General features: G+C 74.2%; 20 protein-coding genes and 1 riboswitch. Of the genes, 8 read left to right on the top strand and 12 right to left on the bottom strand.

Annotation, left to right across the window (positions count from 1 at the left end; all coding sequences use genetic code 11):
* Positions 1-58 precede the first annotated feature (58 nt).
* Complete coding sequence (locus tag Tbon_RS06575) at positions 59-343, top strand: hypothetical protein (protein ID WP_158066890.1); 285 nt, start codon at positions 59-61, stop codon at positions 341-343.
* A gap of 39 nt (positions 344-382) precedes the next feature.
* Here the strand turns inward: Tbon_RS06575 and Tbon_RS06580 are convergent, their stop codons facing one another.
* Positions 383-658 (bottom strand): GlsB/YeaQ/YmgE family stress response membrane protein, encoded by a 276-nt coding sequence (locus Tbon_RS06580; RefSeq protein ID WP_158066891.1) that lies wholly within the window; start codon positions 656-658, stop codon positions 383-385.
* A 268-nt stretch (positions 659-926) separates the two neighbouring features.
* Here Tbon_RS06580 and Tbon_RS06585 point away from each other — a divergent pair, with 268 nt between their 5' ends.
* A complete protein-coding gene (locus Tbon_RS06585) occupies positions 927-2,246 on the top strand; it encodes an MFS transporter (RefSeq protein WP_158066892.1) in 1,320 nt (439 codons plus the stop codon).
* Positions 2,247-2,255: 9 nt separating this feature from the next.
* On the opposite strand, the gene Tbon_RS06590 is transcribed toward Tbon_RS06585, so the two are convergent.
* Genes Tbon_RS06590 through Tbon_RS06615 form a run of 6 tightly spaced genes read right to left on the bottom strand, consistent with a single transcriptional unit; the run spans position 2,256 to position 5,728 of the window.
* A complete protein-coding gene (locus Tbon_RS06590) occupies positions 2,256-2,798 on the bottom strand; it encodes a thioredoxin family protein (RefSeq protein WP_158066893.1) in 543 nt (180 codons plus the stop codon).
* Between the two features lie 36 nt (positions 2,799-2,834).
* On the bottom strand, positions 2,835-3,080 hold the full coding sequence (locus Tbon_RS06595) for a hypothetical protein (RefSeq protein ID WP_158066894.1): 246 nt from the start codon (positions 3,078-3,080) through the stop codon (positions 2,835-2,837).
* A 5-nt stretch (positions 3,081-3,085) separates the two neighbouring features.
* Complete coding sequence (locus Tbon_RS06600; protein ID WP_098502827.1) at positions 3,086-3,361, bottom strand: ubiquitin-like small modifier protein 1; 276 nt, start codon at positions 3,359-3,361, stop codon at positions 3,086-3,088.
* A gap of 33 nt (positions 3,362-3,394) precedes the next feature.
* Positions 3,395-4,231, bottom strand: coding sequence for an LLM class F420-dependent oxidoreductase (locus Tbon_RS06605; protein ID WP_158066895.1), 837 nt, complete (start codon positions 4,229-4,231; stop codon positions 3,395-3,397).
* Between the two features lie 41 nt (positions 4,232-4,272).
* Positions 4,273-4,947 (bottom strand): glycerophosphodiester phosphodiesterase, encoded by a 675-nt coding sequence (locus Tbon_RS06610; protein WP_158066896.1) that lies wholly within the window; start codon positions 4,945-4,947, stop codon positions 4,273-4,275.
* Positions 4,937-5,728 (bottom strand): phosphatase PAP2 family protein, encoded by a 792-nt coding sequence (locus Tbon_RS06615; RefSeq protein ID WP_158066897.1) that lies wholly within the window; start codon positions 5,726-5,728, stop codon positions 4,937-4,939. Before Tbon_RS06615 ends, Tbon_RS06610 begins: the two co-directional genes overlap by 11 nt.
* 90 nt (positions 5,729-5,818) lie before the next feature.
* On the opposite strand from Tbon_RS06615, the gene Tbon_RS06620 reads away from it, so the two are divergent.
* From Tbon_RS06620 to Tbon_RS06645, 6 genes are all read left to right on the top strand, one after another.
* Positions 5,819-6,136 (top strand): hypothetical protein, encoded by a 318-nt coding sequence (locus Tbon_RS06620; protein ID WP_158066898.1) that lies wholly within the window; start codon positions 5,819-5,821, stop codon positions 6,134-6,136.
* Between the two features lie 43 nt (positions 6,137-6,179).
* Positions 6,180-6,319: riboswitch (cobalamin riboswitch) on the top strand.
* 153 nt (positions 6,320-6,472) lie between these two features.
* Positions 6,473-7,594 carry a prenyltransferase/squalene oxidase repeat-containing protein gene (locus Tbon_RS06625; RefSeq protein ID WP_158066899.1) on the top strand — a complete coding sequence of 374 codons (1,122 nt, stop codon included), beginning with the start codon at positions 6,473-6,475 and terminating at the stop codon, positions 7,592-7,594.
* A gap of 9 nt (positions 7,595-7,603) precedes the next feature.
* Positions 7,604-8,689 carry an energy-coupling factor transporter transmembrane component T gene (locus tag Tbon_RS06630; protein ID WP_158066900.1) on the top strand — a complete coding sequence of 362 codons (1,086 nt, stop codon included), beginning with the start codon at positions 7,604-7,606 and terminating at the stop codon, positions 8,687-8,689.
* On the top strand, positions 8,686-10,278 hold the full coding sequence (locus Tbon_RS06635; RefSeq protein WP_158066901.1) for an ABC transporter ATP-binding protein: 1,593 nt from the start codon (positions 8,686-8,688) through the stop codon (positions 10,276-10,278). Before Tbon_RS06630 ends, Tbon_RS06635 begins: the two co-directional genes overlap by 4 nt.
* Positions 10,266-11,096, top strand: a complete 831-nt coding sequence (locus Tbon_RS06640; protein WP_158066902.1) for a hypothetical protein — start codon at positions 10,266-10,268, stop codon at positions 11,094-11,096. The genes Tbon_RS06635 and Tbon_RS06640 overlap by 13 nt, the downstream gene beginning before the upstream one ends.
* Complete coding sequence (locus tag Tbon_RS06645) at positions 11,086-11,937, top strand: ECF transporter S component (RefSeq protein ID WP_192498209.1); 852 nt, start codon at positions 11,086-11,088, stop codon at positions 11,935-11,937. Before Tbon_RS06640 ends, Tbon_RS06645 begins: the two co-directional genes overlap by 11 nt.
* On the opposite strand, the gene Tbon_RS06650 is transcribed toward Tbon_RS06645, so the two are convergent.
* The 5 genes from Tbon_RS06650 to Tbon_RS06670 form a co-directional block, all read right to left on the bottom strand.
* Positions 11,915-13,798 (bottom strand): sigma-70 family RNA polymerase sigma factor, encoded by a 1,884-nt coding sequence (locus tag Tbon_RS06650; RefSeq protein WP_158066904.1) that lies wholly within the window; start codon positions 13,796-13,798, stop codon positions 11,915-11,917. The two genes, Tbon_RS06645 and Tbon_RS06650, sit on opposite strands and share 23 nt — an antisense overlap.
* 87 nt (positions 13,799-13,885) lie before the next feature.
* Entirely contained in the window at positions 13,886-14,920 is a 1,035-nt protein-coding gene (locus Tbon_RS06655) for a glycosyltransferase family 2 protein (RefSeq protein ID WP_158066905.1), read from the bottom strand.
* Positions 14,917-15,927 carry a glycosyltransferase family 4 protein gene (locus Tbon_RS06660; RefSeq protein ID WP_158066906.1) on the bottom strand — a complete coding sequence of 337 codons (1,011 nt, stop codon included), beginning with the start codon at positions 15,925-15,927 and terminating at the stop codon, positions 14,917-14,919. The genes Tbon_RS06655 and Tbon_RS06660 overlap by 4 nt, the downstream gene beginning before the upstream one ends.
* The gene (locus tag Tbon_RS06665; RefSeq protein WP_192498210.1) at positions 15,927-16,934 is read right to left on the bottom strand and encodes a glycosyltransferase family 4 protein; all 1,008 of its coding nucleotides are present in this window, start codon (positions 16,932-16,934) and stop codon (positions 15,927-15,929) included. Before Tbon_RS06665 ends, Tbon_RS06660 begins: the two co-directional genes overlap by 1 nt.
* A gap of 4 nt (positions 16,935-16,938) precedes the next feature.
* A complete protein-coding gene (locus Tbon_RS06670) occupies positions 16,939-18,039 on the bottom strand; it encodes a hypothetical protein (RefSeq protein ID WP_158066908.1) in 1,101 nt (366 codons plus the stop codon).
* Positions 18,040-18,071: the final 32 nt, after the last annotated feature.

Raw genomic sequence — 18,071 nt, forward strand, 5'->3', positions numbered from 1 at the left:
CGTGCGGAGGCGTCAGCGGCGACAGGGCCCGTCGGCCGAACCTGCTACCGTGGGATCCGTGGATACCCGTTTCAGCTCCCCGCCCGACCTGACCGTTGTCTGCGCCTGGTGCGAGGCCGTCGTGCGCAGCGGCGCCGCCGGGCCGGTCTCCCACGGCATCTGCCGGGAGTGCGCGCGCAGCTTCCTCGAGCGGCTCCCCTTCGCCTACCTCGAAGCGATCGCCGATGACGACGGCACCGTCACGCTCCTCTCGGGCTACCGGTTCCCGCTCGCGGAGGTCCGGCAGGACGGCTCGCCGCCCCGCCTGCCCGGGTTTCCCACGGCGAAGGGCGAAGGCGGCTGACGCTCGCCCCGCCGCCCCGACCGCTCGAACGAGACTCCGCTATGCGGTCCGCCGGCCCAGTACCGCCCGGAGCAGCAGCAGGAAGAGGACGCCGCCGAGCACAGCGAGCGCCATGCTTCGGATGTCGAATTCGCTGACGGAGCCCCAGCCGATCGCGGTGCCGATGAACCCGCCGATGACGGCGCCGATGATGCCGATGAGGATGGTGACGACGAGTCCGCGCAGCCCTCCGCCGCCCGGGTCGTCGCCCGGGACGATCAGCTTCGCGAGCGCGCCGGCGATCAGTCCGAAGATAAGCCATGCGATGAGTCCCATGGTCTGCTCCCGTGCGGAGGGCCGACGATTTCCGAGGGTGGCCCGTCCGCTCCGCAACCTTACCCCAAATGACCGGGGCGCGTTTGCTGTCACACTGCCGGCCCGCCTGCCCTGCCCGGCGGCGGCCTGCGGAGGCAGGGTTTCCCCGCATTTTTCGCCGCCTTCACCCGCCGTTGCCGATTTGGAAACATCCGTGAGCCCGGGGCGTGGTACGGTGGCCTAAGCACCCGGGGTGCGCAGCTGCCCCGCGGCATCCGTTGATACAGGTGTGGCTGATTTGCAGGTGGCGGCCTCCCGTCTCCCCGTCCCGGCGCTCGTCGCCTTCGCAGTCGCCAAGCTGACCTCGCAGGCGGCGCAGAACCTCTTCTTCGCGGCGCTGCTGGTCGCCGCCGGCACCTCCGACCACGCCGCCGCCGGGCTCTCCTCCTTCTTCGTGGCCATGCTCGCCGGTTCGCTCATCTTCGGGGTCCCGGGCGGCGCCCTGGCCGACCGGATCGGCCCCTCGCGCTCCTTCGCGCTTGGCGGCATCGGCCGGGCCGCCGTGATCCTCGCCTGGGCGCTCGAACCGGGCAGCGGGCTGCTGGTGCCGGCGGCCGTTTTCGCCTACTCCGCCGTCTCGCAGGCGTACTCCCCGGCCGAGATGGCGCTCGTCCGCACGCTCGGCAGCGGCCGCCACGGGGCGCTGCACGCCCTGCTCCTCACCCTCCAGTTCGGCGGGCAGGGGCTGGCGGTCGCGGTGCTTGCCCCGCTCCTCTGGTGGCTCGGCGGTACGAATGCGATGGTCGCCGGGGCCGCCGTCATTGCGCTTGCGGCCGCCGCGGCAGCGTGTAGCCTCGCTGTGGCCACCTCGCGGATGCAGCTCGAATGCCCGGCCCGCGGCTCCGCCTTCCGCGATACCGTCCGCTTCTTCCGCCGCCAGGCCATCGCCCGCGAGGCGCTGATCGCCCTTGCGCTCACGTCGATGGTCGTGCAGGGCAGCATCGTCGCCCTCCCGCTCTACCTCCGGAACGACCTCGCGGCCGGCTCGCTCGGCGCCGGGGCCGTCATTGGCGCTGCCGGGCTCGGCGTCGCCGCCGGCCTCCTCCTCGCCGCCTTCCGGCTCCGCCCGCGGGCGGCGGGCGGCACGATCCGCGCTGCCGTGCTCGCGATGGCGGTCGGCACCTTCGCGCTCGCTTCGCTCGATTACGGCCTCCGCGCCGCCCTCGAACTCACCGAGTTCGGCCCGCTCGTCGACCTCGACCTCCGCCTCGGCACCGCCTACGCGGTCGCCGTGCCCGTCGCCTTCCTCCTCGGCCTCTCCGTCTCGCTCGCGCTGCTCGCCGGCCGGACCGCGCTGACCGCCGCGGCACCCGCTGCCCACCAGTCGCGCGTCTTTGCCGTGCAGGCGACGCTCACCGACGCCTTCGTCGTGCTGCCGCTCGTCCTGTTCGGCGTCGGCGTCGAGGTGGCCGGCGCCCGGCCGGTGCTCGCGCTGATGGGCGGCGTCGCCGGGTTTGCGTTCCTCGTGCTCGAAGGGCGGATCCTGGTGTCCTGGTTCCACCCGCCGGCCGAGCCGGCTGCGGTGCCCGTGCCCGTCGAACGCGACTGACCCGCCGCCTCAGCGCCCGCCGAGCAGCTCGTCCACCTTCGCCCGGAACGTCTCCGCATCGGGCAGCGCGCCGAACCGCGCGAGCTCCCGCCCTGCCGCATCGATGAGCACGAACGTCGGCGTCTCCCGGATGCCGTACGCCGCCGAGACCGGGTCGCGGTCCACGGACTTCTCCACGAACACGACGCGGTCGCGCTCCCCGGCCATCACCCGGTGCACGAACTGCATCCGTTCGCAGGCAGCGCAGGCCGGGGCGCTGAAGAAGACGAGCGTGGGCAGGCCGTCGGCGCGCGGCGCCGCCTCCGTGGGCAGCGGGGCGAGGCTGTGGTACGCCGTGTGCTCCGGTCCGCGGACGATGAGGATCTCGCTGCCGGCGTTCGCGCGGGCGAGGTCGGCCAGGGCCGGGTCGACCGGCGATTCGCCGCGGGCGGCCAGCCCGACCCACGCGGTGAGGCCGACCGTCGGGAAGACCATCGCCAGGATGATCGCCCAGGCCTTCCAGCTCCAGCCGGGATTCCACCACTGCCGCCGGCCCGGCCGCTGTGCCGTCATGCCTCCATTGTCGGGCCGCGCGCCCCCGGCGTCGCGTCAGCCGCCGCCCCGCATCGTCTTCTGGCGGAGGAAGGCCGCCGCCTCGGCGGCGCGCGGCCCCTCGACCTCGTAGAAGACCACCGGGATGCGGCTGCCCCAGGCGCGGACCGCCTCGCCCGGCACGATGCGGACGGTCCACCCCTCCCCGCGGACGAGGTCGCCCTCGGCGGTGCCGCCGAGCTCGCGCTCCAGATAGCCGACGACGAGCGCCGTATCGACGTTCCGGACCTCGAGCCGCTCCACGTCGGTCAGCCCCCGGCCGCGGGCGGGAAGATGTCGACCTCCGCGCCCGGCGGCACCGGCGTCTCCAGGAGCTGCAGGTGCCGGATTTCGCGCCCGTTGACGAACACCTTGATGTAGTCGCCCAGCTCGCCCGGGGCGGTCCACAGCAGCTCGCCGATGGCCGGGAAGCGGGCCCCGACCGCCTCGAGGAGGTCGCGCGCGGTGGCCCCCGGCGGGAGGTCGAACTCCACGGTCTTGCCGCCCGCAAGCGGCCTCAGGGTGGCGTAGAAGTTCACGTGCACCGCGGCGAACCTCCCCTCCCGCCGGGACGGCGGCTACAGCCCGGCAACCTCCGCGTACCGCTTCAGGGCCGGGAGGACCTGGTCGGCGCCTTCGGGCCGGACGCCGAAGATGACGCGGTCGACGCCCATTTCGGCGTACTGTTCGATGACCTCCTTCGAGGGCGGCACCCCGAAGACGGAGACCGGGATCGGCCCGCGGCCGGCAGCCTTCGCCCGCTCCTGCAGCTCGCGGATCATCGCCCCGAGCACTTGGCCCGTCCGGCCCCCGATCGGCATCCAGCCGTCGCCGTATTCGAGCACCCGGTCGAGCGTGTGCGGGCCGGCCCCGCCCACGAGGATCGGCGGGTGCGGCTTCTGCACCGGCTTCGGCCACTGCCAGATCGGGTCGAAGTTCACGAACTTCCCGTGGAACTCCGCCTCCTCCTTCGTCCAGATCTCCTTCATCGCCAGGATCCGCTCGCGCAGGATCTTCCACCGCAGCTTCGGGTCGGTCCCGTGGTTCTCCATCTCGTCTTCGTTCCAGCCGCCGCCGATGCCGAAGATGAACCGCCCGCCCGAAAGGTGGTCGACCGAGGCGACCTCCTTCGCCGTGATGATCGGGTCGCGCTGCATCACGAGGCAGACGCCGGTGCCCACCTTCAGCGTCTTCGTGACTGCCGCCACCGCCGCGCAGACGACGAAGGGGTCGAGCGTGTGCGAATACTCCTTCGGGAGTTCGCCGCCGCCCGGCCAGGGGGTCCGGCGGCTGGTTGGGATGTGCGTGTGCTCGGGGAAGAAGACGGATTCGAAGCCGAGCTCCTCTGCAGCCCGGCCGAGCTCGGTGACCGGGATGGCGTAATCCGTCGGGAACATCTGGATGCCGTACTTCACGACTGGCTCCTTCTGAGATCGGGGGTTGGCGTCCGCGGATTCTAGCCCGCCGCGCCGGCCGATGCGACCGCCCGCACGACGGCAAGCGAATCGCTGATGACGCCGCGCACCCCCAGCGCAGCGAGCGGCCCGAGGAGCGCCGGGTCGTTCACCGGCCAGGTGAGCACCGCCTCGCTCACCGCCTGCAGCCGCCCGGCCCGCTCCTGCGTGAGCAGCTCCCGGTGGATGGCGACGGCCGCGGCCCGCCGTCCCTCCAGGTGCCGGGCGATCCGCTCGAACCGCCGCGCGCTGCCGATCGAATGGACCACGAGCGCCTCCTCGACGGCATGGAACGGCTCGAGCAGCGACCAGCGCTGGGCGCTCACGAGGTACGGCCGCCCCGGCGCGAGCGCGGCCATCGCCTCCCGGACCGCCGGTCCGAGCCGGTCGTCCCAGCCCTTCAGGTCGAGGTGGAGGAGGACGCCCGGCGGCGCGGCCTCCAGCAGCTCCGGCAGCCGGAGCCGAGGGCGCCAGCCGGGGCGCAGCTCCCAGCGGTCCCAGAGGATGGGCAGCGGCCCGGCCGTTTTGGTATGGCGCACCTCGATGTGGCCACGGTGCAGCCACAGGTCGGCTTCGATGGCGAGGGCGCCGGCGGCCACCGCTTCGGCCAGCCGCGCCGGCTCGTTTCCCGCGCGGTGGGCGATGGCGAACAGCCCGGCCGGGAGCTCAGGCGGCATCTGCGGGCACCCGCTCCAGCGGCCGAACCCAGGCCCGCATCTCCCACGGCGCGAACCGGCGCCCGCGCGCCAGCTCGACGGCGTAGAGTGCCGCCAGGGCGATCGCTGCGCCGGCCGCAAGGTCGAGGAGGTAGTGGTTGGCGGTGAGGACCGTCGCCAGGCCCATCGCCGCCGGGGCCGCCACCCCGGCCGCCTTCGCCCACCGCCGCTCCGAGCACCGCACGATGCCCAGTCCGATCAGCACGTTCCAGCCGAAGTGGAAGCTCGGCATGGCGGCGTACTGGTTCACCAGCGCCGGCGGCTGGAGCACGCGGTACGCCCGCGAATGCTCGGTCACCGTGTCGACGAGCGTGGGGTCGAACAGCCGCGGCGGCGCCACCGGGAAGGTCGCGAAGATGACGAGCCCAATGCTGCCGGAGACGAGGAAGGCATTGCGGATCGCCCGGTACTCGGCCGGGTGGCTGATGACCAGCCAGGCCGCCACCGCGGCGATGAACGGCCAGTGACCCCAGATGTACACCCAGTTCGCCAGGGTCACCAGCGCATGGGAGCCGAGAATCACGTCCTGCAGCTCCTCTTCGATGTGGATGTGGAGCAGCTGCTCGAGGTCGACCACCCGCTGCGCGTTCGCCAGGGCGTCGTCGTAGGCGCCTTCGGTGAACCCGCGGATGGCGAAGTAGGCGATGACGGCGACGAACATGAGCCCCAGCTCGCGGGCTGCGGCGAGCGCTGCCCGCCGGGCATCCAGCGTTTCGCCATTCCGGAAACCGCCGTGCGTCATCTTCCCAGTCTACCGCGCCAGGCAGCCCCGCTGCGTGCGGGCCGCCCAATCGACTACCATCGCTCCAGCACACCTCCGGGGGCGCGGCCGATGCCGCTGCTGCCATCGCTCACGCTCGCCGATGCGGCCGGGATCGCCGGGCTGGCGCTCTTTGCGGCCGGGGTGCTCGCTGCGCTTCGTCTCCCCGCTGCCGCTGCCGGGCGGCCCCGGCTTGAGGCTGCCGCCGCCCTCGGCTTCGTCCTCTGGGGGCTCGCCCTCTTCGCTGCCTGGTACGCCTGGAGCGCCCCCGCGCGGACGTGCGCGGTCTGCGGCGAACCGCTCACCCTCGCTGTGGAGGATGGCGGCGCCGTCCCGTTCGAGGCCGAGCAGCCCGCCGGTCTGGCGGGGCTCGATGCCCGTGCACCCTGAGGCCGCTTGACGTTCGCCTGTCAAACCGCCAGATTGCATTTCGACAATCGAAGACCGGGAGGGCCCTTCCGCCGCCAGCCGTGCGGGAGGAGCCGGGGCAAGTCCGGTGCGAATCCGGCGCTGTGCCGCAACTGTGAGGCCGAACGGCCGAGCCAGAAAACCCGCCCAACCGGACCGATGATCCTTCGCGCGAAAGGGGTCGGTGCCATGGTTCTCGCCACCTGAGCCCGCCGCCGCGGCGGGCTTTTTCGTTACTTCCCGCCTGCCCGGCATGTCTGTCCTGCCGCTGCGGCGCCTCCCGCGCCGCCCCGCTTCACCCTGCTCCAAGGAGTCCCCATGAAACGGCTTGTCCTCGCCTTCGCCGCGGCCCTCGCCGTCCTCCCGGCTGCCGCATTCGCCGCGCTTCCCGCCACCGACGCCGTCATCAAGGGCGCGGCCTTCATCAAGACGGTCCAGCGCTCCGACGGCAGCTACGCCGAGTCGCCCGGGCAGTCCATCGATGCCATCATCGCCGTCCGCGCCGCCGGCTACGACCCGCGCCTCGATGTGAAGGACGGCAAGTCGCCGGTCGACTGGCTCACGGCCGCCGCTCCGTCGATCACCTCTCCGGTGTCGGCCGCCAAGGCGGCGCTCGGCGCCAAAGCGCTCGGCCTCGACCCAAAGAACGTCGGCGGCGTGAACCTCATCGCCGTCGCCCAGGGCGGCTACAAGGCGGACACCGGCGCCTACGCCGATAACGCCTTCAGCCAGTCGATCGCCATCCTCGGCCTGGCCTGCACCGGCAACACCGTCGGCGCGAAGGCGGCCGACAACCTGAAGGCGCTCGCCGTCCAGGGCGGCGGCTGGGGCTTCGGCGGCAACGCCGACCCCGATACGACCGCGATCGCCATCCAGGCCCTCCTCGCGGCCGGCGTCCCGAAGACCGACGAGAAGGTCGCCCAGGGCCTCGCCTGGCTGAAGGCGAACCAGGGCAGCGACGGCGGCTGGGGCTACGACCCGAATGATTCGAACACCTCGTCGACCGCCTTCGCCATCCAGGCGCTCCTCGCCCTCGGCGAGAACCCCGAAGCGGCGGCCTACACGAAGAACGGCGTGACGCCCGTCCAGTACCTCCTCAGCAAGCAGCTGCCGGACGGCTCCTTCGTCGGCTACGACCCCGCCTTCGCGGCGAACCAGGTCGTCCCGGCGCTCGCGGGCCGCACCTTCTGCAACGCGCCGGAGACGCCGATTACCCGCACCCGGCCGGCCGCCCAGCCGACGCCGACCCCGCAGCCGACGACTCCGGCCGCCTCGCCGACGCCGCGCGCCACCACCCCGGCGCCGCGGCCGCCGGCCACCGGCGATACCGCCGCCGCCCAGCCGGGCAGCCCCGCGCCGCTGCTTGCCGCCGGCGGGCTGCTGCTCCTCGCCCTCGGCGGCGCGGCTGCTGCCGCCGCAGCCCGGCGCGCCCGCGCCTGAGCCCCTCGCGTGCACCCGGCGAGCTGGATCGGCTGGGTTCTTGCGGTGATGGTGGTGGCCCTCGCCACCACCAACCCGTTCTACCTGTCGCTCCTCCTGCTCGCCGTGGTGCTCGTGGCGGTCCTCGCCCCGCGCGAGGGCGCCGGCGTGGTGAGCTTCCGCGCCCTCGCCGTCTTCGGCGTGGTGATGTTCGCGCTCTCCCTCGGCATCGCCGCCATCAACGGCAACTACGGCGACCACATCCTCTTCACCCTGCCCGGCCCGCGCGTGCCCGAGTGGCTCGGCGGGCTGCGGCTCGGCGGGCCGGTCTCGGCCGAAGGCTTCGCCGCCGCGGCCATCCGCGGGCTCGCCATCCTCTGCATCCTGTTCGCCTACGGCGTCTTCAACGGCGCCGTGAGCCCCCACCGGGTGCTCCGCTCCACGCCGGCCGCGCTCTTCCAGGCGAGCCTGGTCGTGACGGTCGGCCTCACACTGCTTCCCTCGAGCGTGGAGGACCTCCGCCGCGTGCGGGAGATGCGGGCCCTCCGCGGCGCACCCGGCGGCCTGCGCGAACTGCCCGCGCTCGTCGTGCCGGCCATCGTCGGCGGCCTCGAGCGCTCGCTGCGGCTGGCCGAGGCGATGGAGGCCCGCGGCTACGGCGCCAGCCCGCCGCTCCCGGCGCGGGCCCGGCTCGCCGCTGCCGCCTCGGCTCCCCTCCTCATCGCCGCCGCCTGGCTCTGGTTCTACGAGGCGGACTGGCGCATCCCGGCCCTCGGGCTTTTCGGCGCTGCGCTGGCGCTCCTCGCGCTCTGGTGGCGGGCCGCCAGCCGTGTACGCCCGGTCACCCGCTTCGAACAGGAGCGCCTGCCGGCCGCCGAGCGGGCAGGGCTCGCCGTGGCCGCGGCCCTCGCCGTGGGCGCGCTCGGCCTGCGCCTCACCGGCGCCGGCGCCATGGACTACAACCCCTTCGCCGGGCTCCCGGTGCCGGGCTTCGAACTCCTCCCCGCGCTCATCGCCGTCGCCAGCGCCTGGCCGGCGGTCCTCCTCATCGCCCGGCCCGCGCCTGCCCCCGCCGCCTCGCCCGAGGCGCGGCTCGCCCCGGAGCGCGCCCCATGACGGCGCTGGCCAGCCTCCAGGGCGTCACCTACACCTACCCGGGCGCGCCCGGCCCCGCGCTCGAGGATGCCGCGCTCGACCTCGAACCGGGCGCCTTCGCCCTCGTTGCCGGCCCCTCTGCGAGCGGCAAATCGACGCTCCTCCGCGTCTTCAACGGCCTCGTCCCCCAGTTCCACGGCGGAACCATCTCCGGCAGCGCCCGCGTGGCCGGGCTCGACCCCTTCGCCACGCCCGCCCGCCGGATGGCCCTCGCCGTCGGCATGGTCTTCCAGGAGCCGGAGGCCCAGGCCGTGGCCGAAACCGTCCAGGACGAAATCGTCTTCGGCATGGAGCAGCAGGCCGTCCCGCCCGCCGAGATGCGCCGCCGCCTCGAACGGGTGCTCGCCGAGCTCGGCATCGGCCACCTCCGCGGGCGGCGGCTCGCGACCCTCTCCGGCGGCGAACGCCAGCGGGTCGCCATCGCCGCTGTCCTCGCGCTCGAACCGCAGCTCCTCGTGCTCGACGAACCGACCTCCCAGCTCGACGGCGACGGCGCCGATGCCGTCCTCGCCGCGGTCGAGGCCCTCCACCGCCGGGGCGACCTCGCCATCATCCTCGCCGAGCACCGGCTCGAACGGCTGCTCCACCGGGTCGATGCCGTTGTCGCCGTTGAGGGCGGCCGGGTGGCTGCCGCGCCGCCGGGCGAAGCGGCGCAGACGCTCCGCTCGGTGCCGCCGGCCGTCGAACTCGCCCGCCGGCTCGGGGCCGACCCCGTCCCGCTGACGGTCGACGGGGTGCGCGCCGCCCTCGCCGGGCGGCTCCCGGCAGCCAGTTCGCGGGTGCACCCCTCGCCGGGCGAGGAGCTGCTCCGCGCCGAGGGGCTGACCGTCGCCTACGGGCCGGTCGAGGCGCTCCGCGGCGTTTCGCTCAGCCTGCGCGAAGGGGAGCTGGTCGCGCTCGTCGGGCCGAACGGCAGCGGCAAGACGACCCTCTTCCGCGCGCTGACGGGGCTGGTCGAACCGGCCCGCGGCGGGGTCCGGTTCGGCCGGGCGCCGGCGCCCCGCTCGCCGCGGGAGCGGACCCGCCACGCCGGCCTCGTCCCGCAGGACCCGGCGCTCGCGCTCTACCAGGAGCAGGTGGCCGCCGAGCTCGCCGAGACCCTCCGCCACCGCGGCCTCCCCCGCGGGCGCGCCGAGATCGAGGCCGCCGCCCGGGCCTGGGGCATCGCCGACCTCCTCGGCCGCGACCCGCGCGACCTCTCCGTCGGCCAGCAGCAGCGGGTCGCCATCGCCGCGATGCTCGCCCACGGGCCGCGCACCTGGTTGATGGACGAACCGACCCGCGGCATGGACGGCCCGGCGAAGGCCTGGCTCGCCGCCCGCCTGCGCGACCACGCTGCCGCCGGCGGCGCGGCCATCGTCGCCACCCACGACATCGAAGCAGCCGCGCTCTTCGCCACCCGCGTCATCGGGCTCCGCGCCGGCGAGGTCGTCTTCGACCTGCCCGCGCGGGAGGCGTTCGCGGCCGACGGCCCCCTGCCGACCCAGGTCGCCCGGCTCGTGCCCGGTGCCGTCACCCTCGATGAGGTGGTGCTCCCGTGCGCCGCCTGATCGCCGCGCTCGCGGCCGCCGCTGCCCTGGCGCCCTTCGCCGCCCGCGCCGACGGCGAGGCGGGGCTCGTCATCCAGGTCGGCGACCAGGTGACCACCTACTGTGTGCCGTTCACCGGCGACAGCATCTCCGGCGAGCGCCTCCTCGCGGCCAGCGGCCTGCCGATCGAGCAGTTCGGCGGCAGCTCGGGGCGCGTCGTCTGCGCCATCGGGCAGGTCGGCTGCTTCGACCCCTCCTCGTTCGACAGCTGCTTCTGCCAGTGCAAAGGGAACGACTGCACCTACTGGGCGCTCTTTACCCGCGCCTACGGAAAGGGCTGGGTCTACTCCTCGGTCGGGATTTCGCTCGCCCGCGCGAAGGACGGCGAGGTCCACGGCTGGAAGTGGGGCCGGGGCGGCCCCTCCAGCGCCCCGGCGCCGGCCGATATCACCTTCGAGCAGATTTGCGGCCATCCGCCCCGCGGCGGCGCTGCGCCGACGCCGCTCCCGCCGACGCCGACGCCGGCCTTCCAGCCTTCGCCGACCGCGGGCGCCGCTGCCCCGGCGAGCCCGGGGGCGGCCGCTGCCGCCAGCCCGGAAACCCCCGGCGCAACGATGACGCTCGCACCATCCCCCGCCGCGACCGCCGCCGTCACGCTCGTCCCGCAGAGCCCGGCCGCGGCCTCGCCCGCCGCCCCGGGGCCGGCCCCGGCCGCCGTCGATGACCGCGGTGACGGCGGGAGCGCGGCCGCCCGCCTCGCCGCGTTCGCCATCCTCGCCGGGGCGCTGCTGGCCGCGATCGGCGGGGCCGCAGCCTGGAGGGCGCGCCGTGGCCGTTAGCCTCCCCCTGCCGGCCCGCCAGCGCGCCGCGGCCCGCCTGGACCCGGGCGGCGTCGTCTTTGTGCTGCTCAACCTGCTCGGGCTGTTCGCCTACCTCCACCCGTTCTTCGCCCCCGGCGTCGTCGACGAGGGCACCGCCTGGTTCGCCCACCGCACCGATGCGCCGGCGGTGTTCGCCGGGATTGCGGCGCTCTGCCTCGTCCTCGTCGTTGCCGACCTTGCCGGCGGGGGGCTCGACAGCAAGCGGCTGGCCGTGCTCGGGGTGCTCTCCGCCCTCGCAGCCGTGCTCCGCACCATCACCCTGCCCGCGGGCGCGAACCTCTACTTCTTCCTCGTCATCCTCGGCGCCTTCACCTTCGGCGCCCGACTCGGCTTCCTGCTCGGCGCGCTCTCCTTCTTCCTGAGCGCCGTCGTGACCGGCGGGTTCGGCCCCTGGCTGCCGTTCCAGATGTTCGCCTCGGCCTGGATGGGCGCCAGCGCCGGGCTGGTCGGCCGGGCCGCCGACCGCGCCGGCCTCGGCCCCCGCGGCCGGCTCGCGCTCGTCATCGCGTTCGGCTCCGCCTGGGGGCTGCTCTACGGCGCGATCACGAACCTCTGGGCCTGGCCCTGGATTGTCGCCGGCCCCGATATCTCCTACGAACCCGGCCTCGGCCCGGCCGAAACCCTCCGCCGCTACTGGAACTACTACCTGCTCACCAGCCTCGGCTGGGACCTCTTCCGGACCCTCTGCAACGCGGTCGTGCTCGCCGCCGTCGGCGGGCCGATCCTCCGCGCGCTCCTCCGCTTCCGGGAGCGGTTCGCCTTCCAGGTCGCCGGCGTCAGGGCTGGCCCCCGCAGCTGACCGGCGCCACCGCCCGCGCCGCCGTCCGCCCTGCCCCGTCGTACGCCGTAAAGGTGACCTGCGTCACCCCGGCCAGGCTCGTCTGTGTCCCGAGCGTCCAGAGCGCGCCGCCCGCGTGGCCGAGGTCGAGCGTCACCGGCCCGTTCTCGCCGGCGAACGCCACGGTAACGCGCACCACGGCGATGTCATCCGCCGCCTCGGCGGTGAAGGTCGCCATCGGCCGGCTGCCGCCGCTGCAGGAGGCGCTCGCCGAGAGGAGCTGCGGCGGCTGTCCGCCCCGCCGGGCCGTGACCGGCAGGGTAAAGCTGTTCGCCGGCCCGGTCACCGTCACCGTCGTCGGGTAGTCGCCTTCTTCGGCCGGGAGCGCCCCTGCGTCGACCCGGAGTGTCACGGTCACGGAGCCGAAGGCCGGCACCGTCCCGCCCGCGGGCCCGACCAGCCAGGCGGCGCCGTAGGCGAGTGAGAACCCTGCCGGGCAGCCGGTCGCGTTCTGGAGCTGGAAGCTCGCCTGGCCCCCCGCGGGGATGGTCAGCCCGCCGGTGCCCGGCGGCAGGCCGATCGCCGGGGTGCACGGCGTGGGACTCGCGGTCGGTGTGGCCGTTGCGGTGACACCGGGCGACGGCGCGGTCGTCGGGGTGGCCGCGGCTGCCGCGGTCGGCGTCGCGGGACCCGGCGTCGCGGTGGGGGTCGGGGCCGTGCCCCCCGGCGCACCGCCCGGCGAGGGGCTCGCCGGCGCCGCGGGCGAACCCCCGGGCGGCGATGTCGCCGACGCTCCCGGCGCCGAAGGGCTCACCGGGATGATGATGGTCGAGCTGCCGCCCGGCCGCGGGGTCTCCCCGGCGGGCGCGCCCATCCGCAGGCCGCTGCCGCCATCGCGGGTGAGCGCGAGCGGGCTGAAGGGCAGCACCAGCGCCAGCAGGAGCAGTCCGGCGGCCACCCCCAGCAGCGCCCCCGCCCGGAGGAACTGCGGCGCAGCGAAGCCCTGCCGGGCCGCGCCCGGAGCCGGCGCCTGCCGCGGGGTGGGGTGCGCAGGCCGGGCCGGGGAGGCAGGCCGTGGCTGCCGGAGGAGCTGGTCGAGCCCGGCGGCCCGTGCGCCCGGCGGCGGCGTGGCCGGGGCCAGCGCCCCGAAGACCGCCAGCGGCGCCAGCCTCCGCCGCCGCTCCCGGCAGTCGGCGCATCGCTCCACGTGCCGGTCGACCTCCCTCCGGATGGCGGGTGTGAGCGCGCCCCCGGCCGCTGCCGGCGCGAGCACCGCCGCGAGCCCTTCGCACCGTTCGCCGGCCTGCTTCCAGAGCACGTAGGCCGCAATCGCGCTCTCCACCGCCTTCTTCAGCCGGTGGAGGAGCACGTAGGCGTTGTTCCGGGTGATTCCGAGCGCCTGCGCAATCTCCTCGGCGTCGAGCCCCTGCCGCACGTGGAGGTCGAGGAGCGAGAGCTGGCGCGGGTCGAGCGCGCTGGCCGCTTCCCAGACGAGCCGCGCCGCTGCCGCCGCCTCGGCCGCCTCCTGCGGGCTGGAGAAGCGGGAGGTATCGACGACGTCGAGGGCGAGCTCCTCGCCGTCGCCGCCCGGGGTTGTGAGCGGGCGGGTCCTGCCCCGCCGTTCGAGCCGGTTGAGCGCGGTGTTCCGCGCGATGCTGAACAGCCAGCCGCGGAAGCTAGCCCCCTGCTTGAGCCCGCCGAGCCCGTTCATGGCCTTGAGGAACGTCTCCTGCGCGATGTCGGCGGCCTCGTCGCGGTCCCGCACCATGCGCGCGGCAAAGTCGTAGACGGCGTCGAAGTAGCGCTCGTACAGCGAGGCGAGCGCCTCCCGGTCGCCGCCCTGTGCGGCGTTGACGAGGTCCGCGTCAGCGAGCTGGGTCATACCAACTCCGGGCGCCCGGGCGGGCGGTGCCCCGGCCGGACAGGAAGGGGAGCGCCGGGGCGGCCGAGATCTTACAGCCGGGCGCGGTCAGGCCCGATTCGCGCGTTCGCGCCACCAGCCTTCGAGGAAGCCGGCCCCGTAGGCGAGGTGCATGGTGGCCATGGCGGCAAAGGTGAGCGCCGGGTTCGCGCCGTGGCGCTTCGCTGCCCGGTAGGCTGCGAACCCGCCGACCCCGAGGTAGGCCAGCGCCAGCCCGCGCAGGGCAATCCGCGCCGTCTTCGAAACGCGCCCCGCCAGCCAGAGCGCCGGCCCGCCGACGACCATCGCCGAGGGCGCGAAGTGCCGCGGCCGGAGCGGCCGTCCCCGCGCGAAGAGCGTCCCCTTGGCGGCGCCGTACTCCCGGTACTGTCGCGCCAGCGCCTGCAGCGTCCGCCGCGGGTAGTAGGTCGAGCGGATCGCCGGGTCCAGCCAGATCCGCCCGCCGGCTTCGATCAGCCGCGCGTTGTAGCTGTCCTCATCGGCGCCGTCGACCGTTTCGTCGAATTCGCCGACCACCTCCCAGACCCGCCGGTGATAGCAGCCGAACGGCACCGTGTCGACGTAGCCGGCTTCGTTCGCGTAGCGGAACTTCGCGTTGCCGACGCCGAACGGGGAGGACATCGCTGCCGCGATGGCGCGGCCCACGGCCCCGTCGCCGACCGTGTCGATCGGCCCGCCGACGCAGGCCGCGCCGGTCCGCTTCAGCGCTTCGACCGACTGGCGGACGAAGTCGGGCCGCACCGTGCTGTGCGCCCCGATGATGATCCAGCAATCGCCGCGCGCCGCTTTCATCCCCTCGTTCAGGCCGGCAACCGTAATCCGGCGGGGGTTGTCGACGAGTTCGAGGCGGGCGAAGGGCGATTGGTAGCCCCGCACCAGCTCGCGGGTCGCATCGGTGCTGCCGCCGTCGGCCACGATGACCTCGATCCCGTCCGGGCCGTAGTCCTGCGCGGCGAGCGCATCGAGCAGCCCCGTGATGTACCGCTCTTCGTTCAGGCAGGGGATGACGATGGAGACGAGCGGCCGCTCGGGAAGGGTGAGCGGGGCATCGTCGAGGCGGGCGGACGAAGCAGAGGCGGTCATGCCTCCACGCTACCACGGCCCGGGCGGCGGTCAATCCGCGCGCGGTGCCACGCCTCGACCCGCTCGGCGATGCGGGCGGCGTCGTGGTGCTCTTCCACCCAGCGGCGGGAGGCCGCGCCGACCGCCTCGGCCAGCGCCCGGTCGTCGAGGAGCTGCTCCACGGCGGCGGAGATCGCCTCGGGCGTCTCCGCGTGGACGACCGGCGCCTCCACACCGTACACGTCGGCGAAGCGGAACGAGGCGATGACCGGCCGCCCGCAGGCCATCCCCTCCAGCTCGACCATTCCAATCGCCCCCTCGTGCACCTGCCCGATGAGCACCCGGTGGCGGGCCATCAGCCCGGGGAGCCGCTCGCGCGGCTGGTGGAGCAGGAGCACGATGGTCGGGAGCGCCTCGAACTGCCGCGTCAGTTCGCCCCCGGCGATCGCCGTAATCCGCAGGTGCGGGCGGCGCGCGCTGAGCTGGCGCGCGGCCGCGAGGATCTTCTCCGCGCCCTTGTTGGGCGCCAGCGCGCAGATGATGAAGACGTCGCGCGCATCGGCCGGCAGCGGCTGCGGCCGGAAGGTCGCGGTATCGACCGGGTTCGGCAGGAACTCGGCATCAGGCCGGATGGCCGTGCACCACGGCGCAAGGTCCGGCGTGGAGTAGTACACGTGCGCCGCCCGCCGGAGGGCGAGCCGGATCAGCCCGCGCCACGGCCGCCGGGCGAGGTCGCGCACGTCGTCGCCGTGGCAGTGGAGGACGTACGGCACGCCGGCGAGCACGCCCACCAGCCCGAGGTAGGCATAGTGAATGTGGACCGCGTCGTAGCGGCCCCGCCGGAGCCGGGCCGCCAGCCGCAGCCAGTCGATCAGCCGCAGCGGGGCGACCGCCAGCTTCAGCAGGGGCGGCAGCTTCGCGCCGTACAGCCGCGGCCGGAGGATGTCGACGGTGTGGCCCCGAGCGCGCAGCCCGGCAGCGAGCTCGGTGGCGACGGAAGCGACGTCATTGACCTGTGCGAACCGCATCAGGCTGCCGGTGCTGCGGGGATAGGCTCGCCGCGGACGATCGCCCGGGCCACCGCCTCGACGCGGTCCACGATCCGGTCCACGGCGTGGTGGCGCTCGACCCACGCCCGGCCGGCCGCCCCGGCCCGGTCGCGCAGCGCCGGGTCGTCGGCCAGCCGGCCCACGATGCGGGCAATGTCGTCGCCGTCGACGGCGGAGAAGAACGGCGGCGGCTCTGCGTACGCGCCGCGCTCGTTGAACCAGGTCACAACCGGCCGCCCGCAGGCCATCGCCTCCAGTTCGGCCATGCCGGCCGAGCCGAGCCGCGCCTGGCCGATGACGATACCGTGCTCGTCGATGATCTGCGGCAGCCGGCTCCGCGGGTGGCGGGCGTAGAGCGTCACGTTCGGGAGCTCCCGGAAGGCTGCCGTGTACTCGCCGCCGCCGAAGGCGTCGATCCGCAGGCCGGGATGGGTTTCGGCCAGCAGCTGGCAGGCGCGGAGGATGCGGCCCGCCCCCTTCACCTCGGTCAGGGCGCAGGCGACCCAGGCCGACTGGTGGACCGAGGGCGGGGTCTTCGGCGCGAACTGCGCCGTATCGACCGGGTTCGGCAGGAACTCGGCGTCCGGCCGCAGCGGCAGCACCCAGCCCGCCAGGTCGGGCGTGGAGTAGAACACGTGGCGCGCCTGCCGGATAGCGTTCGCGATGAGCGGCCGGGTGAACGGGGTTCCCTCGCGGAGGTCGCTGCCGTGGCAGTGGAGGATGTAGGGGAAGCCGCCCAGCGCCCCGATATTGCCGAGGTAGGCGTAGTGGATGTGGACGAGGTCGTATCGGCCGGCCCGGATGCGCCGGATCAGGTCGAGCCAGTCGAGCGCGCGCACGGGGCCGGTGATCGGCTTGATGTTCGGGTGGAGCTTCGCGCCCACGAGCCGCGGGTAGTAGTGGTCGACGGTGTGGCCGCGGGCGCGCAGCCCGGCGCCGATCTCCGTGGCGACCGAGGCGATGTCGTTGATCTCGGCGATGCGCACGGGGCTACCCCTCGCCCGGGCGCCGCGACGGGCTGAGCCACTCCAGGGCAAAGATGGCCGCCAGGCCGAAGATGACCGTCACCGCAAGCGCCACCGCAACGCGGCCGGCGAGCGTGCCCGCAAGCCCGCCTGAGAAGCTGTACGACGTCTCGATGCGGCTCTCGGCGCTGCGGACCGCAATCTGCGCGTTGCCGAGGTTCACATACGCCGTATCGCGGACCTGCCGCAGCCCCCGCACCTCGCTCAGGAGCGCCTGCGTGGCCGCATCGAGCTGCTGCTCGGGGAGGGCCGGGGCGAGCTGGCTGTATTCCTTGAGGGCCGCCTCCAGAGCTGCAACCCGCGCGCTCAGCACCGGGCCGGCCTGCCCGGCCTGCACCGGCTGGCCGATGACCGCCGATGCCACGGCTGCCGCCGCCTCCGGGCTGGCGCCCGGCACCGCCGCGAGCGCCCCCTTCGCCTCGGCAAGCTGCCGCTCCAGCTCCACCCGCTGCTGAGTCACGAAGACGAGCGGGTTGGCCTCGCCCCGCGTCTCGACCAGCGCCGCAAGGTCGACCCCCTTGCCGGCGGTGGCCTGCGCGAGCCGCTGGAAGGCGGCCTGGTAGTCGGCCTCGGCATTCGCCGCGACCTCGCGCCGCCGGTCCACAAACCGCGTGCGGAAGAGGCCGTCCGGCTTCGTGTACTCGGCCGTGAACACGTCGACGAACGCCTTCCGGTACCGCTCCGCCTTGGCCTTCTCCGGGTCCGAAATCGAGACGGTGAGGGTGCCGCGCGAAATGCCGTCCCCGACGGAGATGGGAAAGAGGCTCACGCTGAAGCGGGCGTAATCGAAATCGGGCTCCCCGATCGCCGCGATGACCTTCTCCTTGAACGCAGGGTCGGCCGTCATCGCCTGGGCCTCGAAGATCCGCAGGCCGCGGTCGCCGCCGACGACGAGGTCGTGCACCGTCGTGTCGAGCGTCATCGTCGCCACCGCCGTCGAACCGCCGGAGACCGCGCCGATGGCGAGCGCCGCCAGGAGGCCGAGCGCAGCGAACGGGATGAAGACCCACCAGCGGCGCCGGATAACCTGGAAATCGCGCTGGAGGCCGCTGGTTTCGGAGGGCATCGCCGGGTATGGTAGGTTCGCCCGGTTTGACC

Origin of the sequence: Tepidiforma bonchosmolovskayae (assembly GCF_008838325.1) — a bacterium.
Taxonomy (GTDB): Bacteria; Chloroflexota; Dehalococcoidia; order Tepidiformales; family Tepidiformaceae; genus Tepidiforma; species Tepidiforma bonchosmolovskayae.

What these genes read in the sequence shown, in the direction of transcription:
- Tbon_RS06580 (WP_158066891.1), bottom strand. Translation starts at nt 658, where the DNA reads ATGGGACTCATCGCATGGCTTATCTTCGGACTGATCGCCGGCGCGCTC.
- Tbon_RS06590 (WP_158066893.1), bottom strand. Translation starts at nt 2,798, where the DNA reads ATGACGGCACAGCGGCCGGGCCGGCGGCAGTGGTGGAATCCCGGCTGG.
- Tbon_RS06650 (WP_158066904.1), bottom strand. Translation starts at nt 13,798, where the DNA reads ATGACCCAGCTCGCTGACGCGGACCTCGTCAACGCCGCACAGGGCGGC.
- Tbon_RS06610 (WP_158066896.1), bottom strand. Translation starts at nt 4,947, where the DNA reads ATGCCGCCTGAGCTCCCGGCCGGGCTGTTCGCCATCGCCCACCGCGCG.
- Tbon_RS06625 (WP_158066899.1), top strand. Translation starts at nt 6,473, where the DNA reads ATGAAACGGCTTGTCCTCGCCTTCGCCGCGGCCCTCGCCGTCCTCCCG.
- Tbon_RS06635 (WP_158066901.1), top strand. Translation starts at nt 8,686, where the DNA reads ATGACGGCGCTGGCCAGCCTCCAGGGCGTCACCTACACCTACCCGGGC.
- Tbon_RS06670 (WP_158066908.1), bottom strand. Translation starts at nt 18,039, where the DNA reads ATGCCCTCCGAAACCAGCGGCCTCCAGCGCGATTTCCAGGTTATCCGG.
- Tbon_RS06615 (WP_158066897.1), bottom strand. Translation starts at nt 5,728, where the DNA reads ATGACGCACGGCGGTTTCCGGAATGGCGAAACGCTGGATGCCCGGCGG.
- Tbon_RS06620 (WP_158066898.1), top strand. Translation starts at nt 5,819, where the DNA reads ATGCCGCTGCTGCCATCGCTCACGCTCGCCGATGCGGCCGGGATCGCC.
- Tbon_RS06660 (WP_158066906.1), bottom strand. Translation starts at nt 15,927, where the DNA reads ATGCGGTTCGCACAGGTCAATGACGTCGCTTCCGTCGCCACCGAGCTC.
- Tbon_RS06655 (WP_158066905.1), bottom strand. Translation starts at nt 14,920, where the DNA reads ATGACCGCCTCTGCTTCGTCCGCCCGCCTCGACGATGCCCCGCTCACC.